This window comes from Streptomyces adustus (assembly GCF_009377175.1).
Classification (GTDB): Bacteria; Actinomycetota; Actinomycetes; order Streptomycetales; family Streptomycetaceae; genus Streptomyces; species Streptomyces adustus.
The window spans coordinates 25,627-35,657 of record NZ_VJZD01000081.1; the positions used below are offsets into that span (position 1 = coordinate 25,627).

At 75.0% G+C, this 10,031-nt stretch carries 8 protein-coding genes; 7 read left to right on the top strand and 1 reads right to left on the bottom strand.

Annotation, left to right across the window (positions count from 1 at the left end):
* The first annotated feature begins 5 nt into the window (after positions 1-5).
* The 6 genes from FNH09_RS20920 (at position 6) to FNH09_RS20945 (ending at position 6,992) form a co-directional block, all read left to right on the top strand.
* Positions 6-1,394: an O-antigen ligase family protein gene (locus FNH09_RS20920; protein ID WP_152890199.1), complete on the top strand. Its 1,389-nt coding sequence runs from the start codon at positions 6-8 to the stop codon at positions 1,392-1,394.
* Complete coding sequence (murJ, locus tag FNH09_RS20925) at positions 1,391-3,169, top strand: murein biosynthesis integral membrane protein MurJ (RefSeq protein ID WP_238426880.1); 1,779 nt, start codon at positions 1,391-1,393, stop codon at positions 3,167-3,169. The genes FNH09_RS20920 and murJ overlap by 4 nt, the downstream gene beginning before the upstream one ends.
* A gap of 136 nt (positions 3,170-3,305) precedes the next feature.
* On the top strand, positions 3,306-3,995 hold the full coding sequence (locus tag FNH09_RS20930; RefSeq protein ID WP_152890216.1) for a polysaccharide deacetylase family protein: 690 nt from the start codon (positions 3,306-3,308) through the stop codon (positions 3,993-3,995).
* The gene (locus tag FNH09_RS20935; protein ID WP_152890200.1) at positions 3,995-5,218 is read left to right on the top strand and encodes a glycosyltransferase; all 1,224 of its coding nucleotides are present in this window, start codon (positions 3,995-3,997) and stop codon (positions 5,216-5,218) included. The genes FNH09_RS20930 and FNH09_RS20935 overlap by 1 nt, the downstream gene beginning before the upstream one ends.
* A complete protein-coding gene (locus FNH09_RS20940; RefSeq protein WP_152890201.1) occupies positions 5,215-5,871 on the top strand; it encodes a YveK family protein in 657 nt (218 codons plus the stop codon). The genes FNH09_RS20935 and FNH09_RS20940 overlap by 4 nt, the downstream gene beginning before the upstream one ends.
* A gap of 14 nt (positions 5,872-5,885) precedes the next feature.
* Positions 5,886-6,992, top strand: coding sequence for a GNAT family N-acetyltransferase (locus tag FNH09_RS20945; RefSeq protein ID WP_162468872.1), 1,107 nt, complete (start codon positions 5,886-5,888; stop codon positions 6,990-6,992).
* Positions 6,993-7,023: 31 nt separating this feature from the next.
* On the opposite strand, the gene FNH09_RS20950 is transcribed toward FNH09_RS20945, so the two are convergent.
* On the bottom strand, positions 7,024-8,337 hold the full coding sequence (locus FNH09_RS20950) for a glycoside hydrolase family 26 protein (RefSeq protein WP_152890222.1): 1,314 nt from the start codon (positions 8,335-8,337) through the stop codon (positions 7,024-7,026).
* 167 nt (positions 8,338-8,504) lie between these two features.
* Between FNH09_RS20950 and FNH09_RS20955 the strand changes: the two genes are divergently transcribed.
* Positions 8,505-9,827 (top strand): carboxylate--amine ligase, encoded by a 1,323-nt coding sequence (locus FNH09_RS20955; RefSeq protein WP_338017630.1) that lies wholly within the window; start codon positions 8,505-8,507, stop codon positions 9,825-9,827.
* The last annotated feature ends 204 nt before the right edge of the window (positions 9,828-10,031 follow it).

Consider the following 10,031-nt stretch of genomic DNA (forward strand, 5'->3'; position numbering starts at 1 on the left):
CGACGATGAGCCTCGCCCCGACCCCGGTCCGCTCCGCGCGGCCGGCCCCGAAGGCCCTCGGGAAGCTCTCCCGGAAGGTCTCCCCGGTGCTGCCCGTGGTGGCCGTGCTCGCCCTGCTCGCGCTGCCCGTCTCCCCCGGTGGGGAGGGCGGCGCGGGCCCGGCCGACGCGCTGTCCGCGCTGGTGGTCGCGTTCTGCGTGGTGCGCCTCGCACGGCAGCGGCGGCGCCCGCTGTCGCCGCTCGCCGCGGTGGTGCTGGGGCTGCCGGTCGTCGGGCTGGCGGTCGCCGCGCTGGGCGCGTCCTCGCCGGGGGCCGCGGTCACCGGCCTGGGCCGCTACCTCCAGGTCTTCGTGCTGGTCCCGGCGGCCGTCCTGCTGCTGATCCGGGGCCGGTCCGACTTCCGGCTGCTGGCCTGGTCGTTCGTGGCACTCGCCGGGTGGCAGGGGGCGGTCGGCGTGCACCAGTACGTCACCGGGACCGGTGCCTCGTACCAGGGCGAGGAGATCCGCGCGGTCGGCACCTTCGGGCCGCAGGACGTGATGGGCATGGCGACCGTGGTCTCCTTCGGTCTCGTGTGCGCGCTGGGTCTGGCGCTCGGGCGCACACCGCTGCGGCAACGACTGGCCGCCGCGGCCTGCGCGCTGGCGCTGCTGCTGCCGCTCGCGCTGTCCTTCAGCCGCGGGGCGTGGATCGCCACGGCGCTGACCTGCGTCGTCCAGCTGCTCCTGGCCGGGCTGCGGCGCGCGCTGCGGGTGGGCGCCGCGGTGGCCGCCGCGGGCGTGATCCTGCTGGGCGGCTTCGGGGTCGGTACGGCGATGCTCCAGGAGCGGATCAACAGCATCACCCAGGTGACGGACGCGCCCGACCAGTCGGTGACCGACCGGTACACCCTGTGGGCTGCGGCCGCCGGGATGTGGCGGGAGCGACCGCTGACCGGCGTGGGACTGAAGGGCTTCCCCGACCACCGGGACGCGCACGCGTCGCTGGCGCTGTCGTCGGGCAGCGACACGGAGGGCGCGGGCTCCGCGTTCCGCAGGCAGCCGCTGCTGTCCCCGCACAACATGTACCTGCTGGTGCTGGCCGAGCAGGGGCTGATCGGGCTGCTGGCGCTCGCCGGGAGCTGGCTGGCGCTGCTGGTGTGCGGGCTGCGGGGGCTGCTGCGGGTGCGCGCGGCCGGTCCGGGCGCGGACTGCGCGCTGGTCGCCTGCGGGCTGCTGGTGTGGCAGCTCGTCGACTTCCTGTACGCCGACATCGGCGGCCCCTCCACCGTGCTGACCGCGGTCTGCTTCGGGCTGGTGGCCTGGTGGTCGCTGGCCGGCGACGAGCGCGAGCGGCGTCCGGCGCACCTGCCGGTGCTCGCGGGCCGGCCGGCCGAGGAGGCCGGGGCGCGATGACGGTGACACCTTCCGGGCCGCCCCGGGCCGGCCGGTCGCGCTGGACCCGCCGGTCGCGTCGGGCCGAGCGGTCGCACCGGGGTGACACCGAGGGCAGGGGCGACACGGAGAGCAGGGGTGGCACGGGGGGCAAGGTCTCCGTACCGGCGGCCCGGTCCGCGCCCACTGTCCCGGACGGGAGCGACAACGCCTCCGTCACCCGGCGGTTCCTCGCCAGGGCCGCGCTCGTCACGGCGGCGCTGTCCGTCGCCGGGTCGCTGCTCGGGCTGGTGCGCGACCAGGCGCTGGCCCGGCTGTTCGGGGCGGGCAGCGAGACGGACGCCTTCCTGGTCGCCTGGACCGTGCCGGAGTTCGCGGCCACGCTGCTCATCGAGGACGGGCTGGCGATCGCGCTGATCCCGGCGTTCAGCATGGCGCTGGCCCGGCGGGCGCAGGGCATGCCGGGCGACCCGGTGCGGGCGCTGGTCGCCACCACCCTGCCCCGGCTGTCGCTCGGCTTCGCCGCGGTCTCCGGCCTGCTGATCGGCGCCGCCCCCCAGCTCGTCGCGGCCCTGGCCCCCGGCCTGCCCGATCCCGCGCTCGCCGTCGACTGCACCCGGCTCACCGCGACCTGCGTCCTGAGTTTCGGACTCGCCGGTTACTCCAGCGCGGCCCTGCGGGCGCACCGCCGCTTCCTGGCCCCGGCGGCGATCTACGTCGTCCACAACACCGGGATCATCACCGGGATGTTGGTGCTCGGCGGGCGCTGGGGGGTGCGTTCGGCGGCGGCGGGGGTCGCGGCCGGCGGCTTCCTGATGGTGCTGGCGCAGCTTCCTTCGCTGCTGCGGCAGTTGCGACGCAAGAGCGCGGACGAGGGCGCGGGCGAGGGCAGGAGCGAGGCTCTTCCGGAGTCGGGCGGCGGGCCGATGGGCTCCGTCCTGCTCGCCAGCGTCCTGCTCTTCGCCCTGTGCCGCCAGTCGCAGGTCCTCGTCGAGCGCTTCCTCGCCTCCGGTCTCCCGGCCGGCGCCATCTCGCACCTGAACTACGCCCAGAAGGTGGCGCAGATCCCGATGACGCTGTCGCTGATGCTGTGCACGGTCACCTTCCCGGTGGTCGCGCGGGCCCTGGCCGACGGCGACACCGAGCGGGCCCGCGACCGGGTCGAACGGGACCTGGCGCTGGCCGCGTGCGTGGTGCTGCTGGGCACCGCCACCGTCGTGGCGTGCGCTCCGCAGTTGGTCGAACTGCTTTTCCAGCGCGGCGCGTTCACCGCGTCGGACACCTCGGCGACGGCGGCCGTGATGCGGGTGTACGCGCTCGGGCTGCTCGGCCAGACCCTGGTGGGAGCGCTGGTGCGCTCGTACTTCTCGGCAGGGCGGGCCAGTTGGTACCCGCTCGGCGCGATGGCCGCGGGGCTGGTCACGACCGCCTCGGTCGGCGCGTGGATGGTGGGCCGCTGGGGGGTCGTCGGGATCGCCGCCGCCAACGCCTTCGGCATCACCCTCACGGCCGCGCTGCTGCTGGTGGGCCTCGGCTCGCGCAGTGTCCCGGTGCGCACCGGGCGGGTGCTGCGTGAGCTGGCCAAGCCGGTGCGCGCCGCGGCGATCGCCACGGCGGCCGGCCTGTTGGCCGCGAGCCGCCCGGCCTCCGCGTCCGCCGGGCTCGCGGCCGGCGCGGCGACCGTGGTCTGCGTCTTCGTCCTGGTCGGCCTGGCCCTGGGCGCCCAGGGCTTCGCCCCCGCACTGAGATCCGTATGTTCCGCGACCCGAAGGCTTGCGCATGGCCTCTTCCGCTGACTCCGCCGTCCCGACCACCGTCTCCCCCGGGCACCCCGGCTCCCTCGAACCCGCCGTCTCTCCCGAGACCGCCGTCTCCGACGGGCCCGTCCGGGATGCCGGGCGGACCGGTGCCGCCCCCGTCCCGTTCGTCGCGATGTACCACTCCGTGGGCGACTGCTCCGACGACCCCTACCGCGTCACCGTCACCCCGGACCGGCTGGAACGACAGCTGGACTGGCTCGGCCGGCGTGGCCTGACGGGCGTGTCCATGGCCGCGCTGCTCGCCGCCCGGGGCCGCGGGCGGGGCCGGGGCCTGGTCGGGCTCACCTTCGACGACGGGTACGCCGACTTCGTCGAGCACGCCCTGCCCCGGCTGCGCCGCCGGGGCTTCGGCGCCACCCTCTTCGTACTGCCGGGCCGGCTCGGCGGCGACAACGCCTGGGACCCGCTCGGCCCGCGTAAACCGCTGCTGACCGCGGAGGGCATCCGGCACGCCGCAGCCGAGGGCGTCGAGATCGGCTCGCACGGGCTGACCCACGTCGACCTGACCACGGCGGACGACCTCACCCTGAAGCGCGAGACCGCCGAGAGCAGAGCAGCGCTCACGGAGCTGACCGGGGCTCCGGTCGACGGCTTCTGCTACCCGTACGGCACGGTCGACCGGCGTGCCGTCGACGCCGTACGGGACGCCGGGTACGACTACGCCTGCGCGATCGATCCCGGCCCGCTGGGCGGCCGTCTGGCCCTGCCCCGCGTGCACATCGGTCAGAACGACGGTGCCGTACGCCTGTTCCTGAAACACCGGCTGCACCGGCTGCGCCGCCGACCCGTCGAGGGGCTGTGATGAAGGCCCTGCACATCATCACCGGACTCGGCGTGGGCGGCGCCGAGCAGCAACTGCGGCTGCTGCTACGCCATCTGCCCGTCGACTGCGACGTCGTGACGCTCACCGACCCCGGCGCGGTCGCCGACGGACTGGTCGCCGACGGGGTGCGCGTCGTCCACCTCGGGATGAGCGGCAACCGCGACCTGGCGGCGGTGCCGCGGCTGGTCCGGCTCATCCGCAGGGGCCGCTACGACCTCGTCCACACCCACCTCTACCGCGCCTGTCTCTACGGCCGGCTGGCCGCCCGGCTCGCGGGCGTGCGCACGATCGTCGCCACCGAGCACTCGCTCGGCGACTCCCGGATCGAGGGCCGCAGGCTGACCCGGGGGGTGCGTGCCCTCTACCTCGCCGGGGAGCGGCTGGGCACCACGACCGTCGCCGTCTCCCCCACGGTCGCCGACCGGCTGAAGCGCTGGGGCGTGCCCGCCCCGCGCATCGAGGTCGTCCCCAACGGCATCGACCTGGCCCGCTTCCGCTTCGACCCGATCCAGCGGCAGCGCACCCGACGGCGCCTCGGTCTGCCCGAGGGCGCCTACGTCGTCGGCGGCATCGGCCGGCTCGTCGCCGGCAAGCGCTTCGACGTCCTGGTCCGTGCGCTCGCCGAACTCCCCGGCGACTGCTGGCTGCTGCTGGTCGGCGGCGGCCCCGAGGAGAGCGTGCTGCGCCGCATCGCCCACGAGGCCCGGGTCGCGGACCGGGTGCTGTTCACCGGCGAACGCCCCAGTGCGCCCGACGGCTCCCCAGGACCCGACCTGCCCTCGCTCACCGCCGCGATGGACCTGCTGGCCTCGCCGTCCCCCGAGGAGGCCTTCGGGCTGGCGGTAGTCGAGGCGCTGGCCTGTGGGCTGCCCGTGCGCTACGCCTCCTGCCCGGCGATCGAGGACCTGCCGCCGCACACCGCGCCCGGCGCCGTGCGTGTGACGGGCGGCGCCGAGGCGTTCGCCCGGGCGCTCGCCGAGGCCCGCGCCCGGGGTCCGCATCCGCGCACCGCCCCGGAAGCCGCCCGGCACTACGGCATCGAGCGCAGCGCCGCCCGGCTCATGGGCGTCTACACGGCGGCCCTCTCCGGCCGGGCCGCCTCGCTCCCTCCCCCGCTCTCTCCGTTCTCTTCGCTCCCTCAGCCCCCTCTGTCACCTCAGCCCCCGCAGTCCCCGTCGCCTCAGGAAGCCAGCACCTCATGACCGAGAACCCGACCGGACCACACCGCCCGGCCTCCGTCCACTCCCGCCCCCGGTCCCTGCCCGTCTGGACCCTGCTCGCGTCCGGCGTCCTGGCCGGCGGCCTGCTCGGCGGCGCTTACGGCGTCGTCGAACCACCGTCGTACACGGCCACGGCGTACGTCGTCGCCGTGCCCACGGAGAAGTCCGACCCGGCGGCCGCGCTCGGCTTCGCCCAGGCGTACGGGCGGGTCGCCACACAGCTCGCGGTACTCGGGGACGCGCAGGTCAGGGCGGGCGTCTCGGCGAAGGTGCTCCAGGCGAGCGTGCAGACGGCGACCTCGCCGGACGCCCCGATGGTCGCCGTCACGGCCACCTCCTCCCGTCCGGCCCAGGCCGCCGACATGGCCAACGCCGTCGCCTTCGCCCTGACCCGGCACGCCGACGACAGCAAGGACGCCACGCATGTCGAGCTCCAGCAGTTCGCCCGGGCGGTCCGGCCGGGTTCCCCGTCCTCGGCATCCCCTGTGGTGACCGGCCTGGTGGGCGCGAGCGCGGGCGGCCTGCTGGGCGGACTGCTGCTGCTGGTACGGCCCCGGCGGACCCCCCAGGAGCCGCCCCGGTCCGCCTCCGTACCCGGGCCGGCCCTGGCCGCCGACCTGCACGGAAAGCTGTGACCGCACGGGCGTGGGTGAAACCCGCGTACACCACCGACCTGGTCACCGACGAGGGCACCTTCGCCGCGCTGGCCCCCGCCTGGGACCGGCTGTACGCGCGGTCCCGGACGGCGACCCCGTTCCAGAGCCATGCCTGGCTGTACTCGTGGTGGCTGTCCTACGGCCGGCCGGGCCGACTGCGGCTGCTGCTGGTGCGCGACGGCGGCGAACTGGTCGCCGCCGCCCCGCTGATGGCCGTACGCCGTCCGGTGTCCGCGCTGGTGCCCCTCGGCGGCGCGATCTCCGACTACGGGGACGTCCTCGTCGACGACGAGCGCGGGGAGGCGGCGGTGGCCGCGCTCACCGCCGGTCTCACGGCCGTCGCCCGGACCGCGCTGATCGACTTCCGCGAGGTACGCCCCGGCGGCGCGATCGAACGGGTCTACGACCGCTGGACCGGGCCCCGCCGCCGGGTGAACGACTCGCTGTGCCTGGAGCTGCCCGCCGTGCCGATGGAGGAACTGGTGGCCCGGCTGCCACCGGCGAAGGCCCAGCGGGTACGCGCCAAGCTGCGCAAGCTGACCGCGCTGGGCGTGCAGCGCCACCTCGTCCGGCCGGACGAGGTCGACTCCGCGCTGCGCCGGCTGCTCGAACTGCACCGGCTCCAGTGGCAGGGCCGGAAGGTGACGTCCGAGCACCTCCAGGCGCGGTTCTGCGAGCACCTGGTGCGGTCGGTGGGGCCGATGGTGCGTTCCGGAGACGCGGTGGTCACCGAGTTCCGGCTCGACGACGACGTGGTCGCCGTGGATCTGACCCTGCTGTCGCGACGGCTGGCGGGCGGCTACCTCTACGGCGCCCACCCCCGGCTGCGCGAACGCAAGGCGGACGTGGCGGTGATACTGCTCGACGCGTGCGCCGAGCACACCCGCGCGGGCGGGCGCGGCACGCTGAGCCTGCTGCGCGGCAGCGAGCCGTACAAGTACCACTGGCGTCCGGAACCGGTCGTCAACCAGCGGCTGCTGCTGGCCCGGCGGCGTACCGCCCCGTTGCTGTCGGCGGTGGTGTGCGACGTCGCCGCGCGGCGGCGGGGCAAGGAACTGCTGACCCGGCTGAGGGAGCGCGACGGTGGCGACAGGTCCTGACCGGGCCTGCCGCCACCCGTGCGGACACGCCTCAGGCGCGTGGCAACCCGCCGATCCGGGTGCAGATCTTCCCGCCGATCCAGTGCTCGATCCAGTCGCCGAGCTCCAGCGGCAGACAGCCGACCCCGGGTTCCGGGGCGGGGAGCTCGGCCGGCGGGACGGTCGGGACGACGGTCGGCACCGTGGGAGTGGTCGGAGTGACCGGAGTCGTCGGTCCGGTCGGGGTGGTCTGCGCGGTGGGCGACGCGAGGAGGGCGCGGTAGGCCGCGGACGACGCGGGGTTGCCCGGGCACTGCCACACGCCGTGCGGGCAGTAGTCGGTCAGCGTGTTGTACACCGGCCGGTGCTCGTCCATCCAGGCGAGCATGCCCCGCATGTACGCGGCGTTGTCGCCGTTGCGGAAGAGACCCCACTCCGGATAGGAGACGGGCTTTCCGTGCGCTCTGGCGAAGTCCACCTGCTCCTGGAGGCCGTAGGGCTCCTTCACCTGCTCGTCGAACGACAGTCCGGACGGCTGGTCGTAGGAGTCCATGCCGATGATGTCGACGGTGGCGTCGCCCGGATAGCACTGCGTCCAGGGAACGGCGTCCCGGCCCCGGCTCGGCGTGAAGTCGAACCGGAACCGCTGGCCCGGCACCGACCGCATGGTGGTGACGATCCTGTTCCAGTACTGCTTCCAGGCCTCCGGGTCCGGTGCGCAGCGATGGGTGTACGTGGTGCCGTTCATCTCCCAGCCGAGCACGATCACCGTGTCCGGCACCTTCAGCGCCACCAGCCGTTCGGCGAGGGCGCGGAAGTGGTGGTCGAACTGCCCGGCGGCGCCCAGGCGCAGCAGCTGCCGCACCTGCTCGTCGGGGACGCCGGCCTCGTTGTGCTCCAGCATGGGGACGTTGAGCACGAAGATCCGGTCGCTCTTCTGCCGGCGCCAGTCGGCCCACGCGCCGAGGAAGCCGACGTCGCCCTCGATGTTGCTCCACATGTCACCCGGCAGATAGGTGTGCCCGACCCGCACCTCCGCACCGCCCAGCCAGTTGCTGAAGCCCGCGATCCGGTCCACGCCGAGGGCGCCGTAGTCGAGGTAGGCGCCGAAGGCGGGGACGCCCTTCCCGGCCTGCCGCGGCCCGGGGTTCCGGGCCACGGACCGCGGGGTCGCGGACTTCGGGATCGCGGACTGTGGGGTCGCGGACTTCGGGGTCGCGGGCCTCACCGCGGCGGCTGTCGTGGACGGGTGGACCGGATCGGACGCGGCGAACCCCGTACCGGAGGCAAAGGCTGCCGACGCGGCGACCGCGGCCGCGACGACGGCCAGCCGTCGGGACCGGGCGCGCGACTGCTGTGGGGCCATGCCTGCTCCGTTCTTCATGCTCGCACCGACTCCTGACGCTTCCTCTGACCGCTCCGGCACTCCAGTCAATGACAATCAGACATATACCTACGAATCCGGCCAGCGTGACGGAGCCTTCGGGTGATCCGCTCCGCCGCGCAGGTGAACCGACGTGAGGGAAGAAGCCCGTGCCACTGCTCGACATCCGCGTCCCCGCCGTGCTGCTGCGGATCGACCGGAACCCCTTCCACCACGGCACGCTCGGCGCCGTGCGCTCGCTCGGCAGGACCGGCGTGGAGGTGCACGTGGTCGCCGACTTAGCCGGCAGCCCGGTCCGTGGCTCCCGCTACGTGACCCGGCTGCACCTGCCGCCCCCGCCCGGCGCGACAACGGCCGAGATCGCCGCGACCCTGCGCCGGGTGGCCGCCCGGATCGCGCGCCCCGCCGTGCTGATCCCGATGGACGACGCGAGCGCCGTCGCGGTGGGCCGGCTGCGCGAGGAACTGACGCCCTCGTATCTGCTGCCGCGACAGCCCGGCGCACTGGCCGAACGGGTGGCGGACAAGGCGGAGCTGGCCGCCGTGTGCGCCGCCGTGGACGTGCCGCATCCCGTCACCGTGATCCCGGACAGCGCGGCACAGGCCGCCGGGGCCGCCTGGCAGCTCGGTCTGCCGGTGGTGGCGAAGTGGAGCCGGCCCTGGCTGCTGCCCACCGGCCGTGGGCTGCGCAGCACGGTGGTGGTGCGCTCCATGCGAGAGGCCCGCGAGTTGTACGCACGCGCCGAGGACGCGGGCAGCCGTCTGCTCCTCCAGGAGTTCCTGCCGCCGGGCCCGGGCCGCGACTGGTTCTTCCACGGGTACGTCGACCGCACCGGAGCCGTCCGCGGCGGCGGCCCCGGCCGCAAGCTGCACGCCTGGCCGCGCGGCGCGGGCCTGACGGCCGTCGGCCGATGGACCCCCCACGCCCAGGTGCAGGCGCTCGCCGAACGGCTCACCGGTGAGCTCGGCTACCGCGGCATCCTCGACCTGGACTTCCGCCGCTGCGGCACGACGGGCCGCTACCACCTGCTCGACTTCAATCCGCGCCCCGGCGCCCAGTTCCGGCTCTTCTGCGACACCGCCGGACTGGACGTCGTACGCGCCCTGCATCTGGATCTGACCCATCGTCCGCTGCCGGACGGGTCGCCGCTGCCCGGACGGGAGTTCGTGGTGGAGAACTACGCACCGCTGACCGTGCTGCGGCCCACCCGGGTCCGCCGGGAGCTGGCCTGGCACGCCTCGGACGACCGCGGCCCCGGGCGGGCGATGTGGGGGCTGTGGTGCCGGCATGTCTCGCACCGGCTGGTGGACCGGCTGCGCGGCGGGCACCCGCGGCAGGACCCGGAGGTCCGGCCGCGCGTGGTACGCCAGGCGCCCCCGCCCGCCGTCCCGTCCCCACTCTCTCCGTCCGCCCCGCCCGTCCCGCCCGTCCCGCTCTCGGCGAACGAGGTGGGCGGGGCGGCCGGGTCCTGACGGGTACGACGCCGACGGGCGAGGGTGCCGGGCGGGAGTGCGACCGGCACCCGGCACGTCACCGCCGGGCCCTGCCCCGCCTGAACAGGAAGGCGCCGGCCGCGATCAGCGCGGCGCTGATGCCCGAGGCGGCGAGCATGGCCCCGCTGCCGGTGCGCGCCATGGTGGGCGGACCCTCGTGATGGCCGCCTTGGTGCCTGTCTC

What these genes read in the sequence shown, in the direction of transcription:
- FNH09_RS20930 (WP_152890216.1), top strand. Translation starts at nt 3,306, where the DNA reads ATGTACCACTCCGTGGGCGACTGCTCCGACGACCCCTACCGCGTCACC.
- FNH09_RS20950 (WP_152890222.1), bottom strand. Translation starts at nt 8,337, where the DNA reads ATGGCCCCACAGCAGTCGCGCGCCCGGTCCCGACGGCTGGCCGTCGTC.
- FNH09_RS20940 (WP_152890201.1), top strand. Translation starts at nt 5,215, where the DNA reads ATGACCGAGAACCCGACCGGACCACACCGCCCGGCCTCCGTCCACTCC.
- FNH09_RS20935 (WP_152890200.1), top strand. Translation starts at nt 3,995, where the DNA reads ATGAAGGCCCTGCACATCATCACCGGACTCGGCGTGGGCGGCGCCGAG.
- murJ (WP_238426880.1), top strand. Translation starts at nt 1,391, where the DNA reads ATGACGGTGACACCTTCCGGGCCGCCCCGGGCCGGCCGGTCGCGCTGG.
- FNH09_RS20920 (WP_152890199.1), top strand. Translation starts at nt 6, where the DNA reads ATGAGCCTCGCCCCGACCCCGGTCCGCTCCGCGCGGCCGGCCCCGAAG.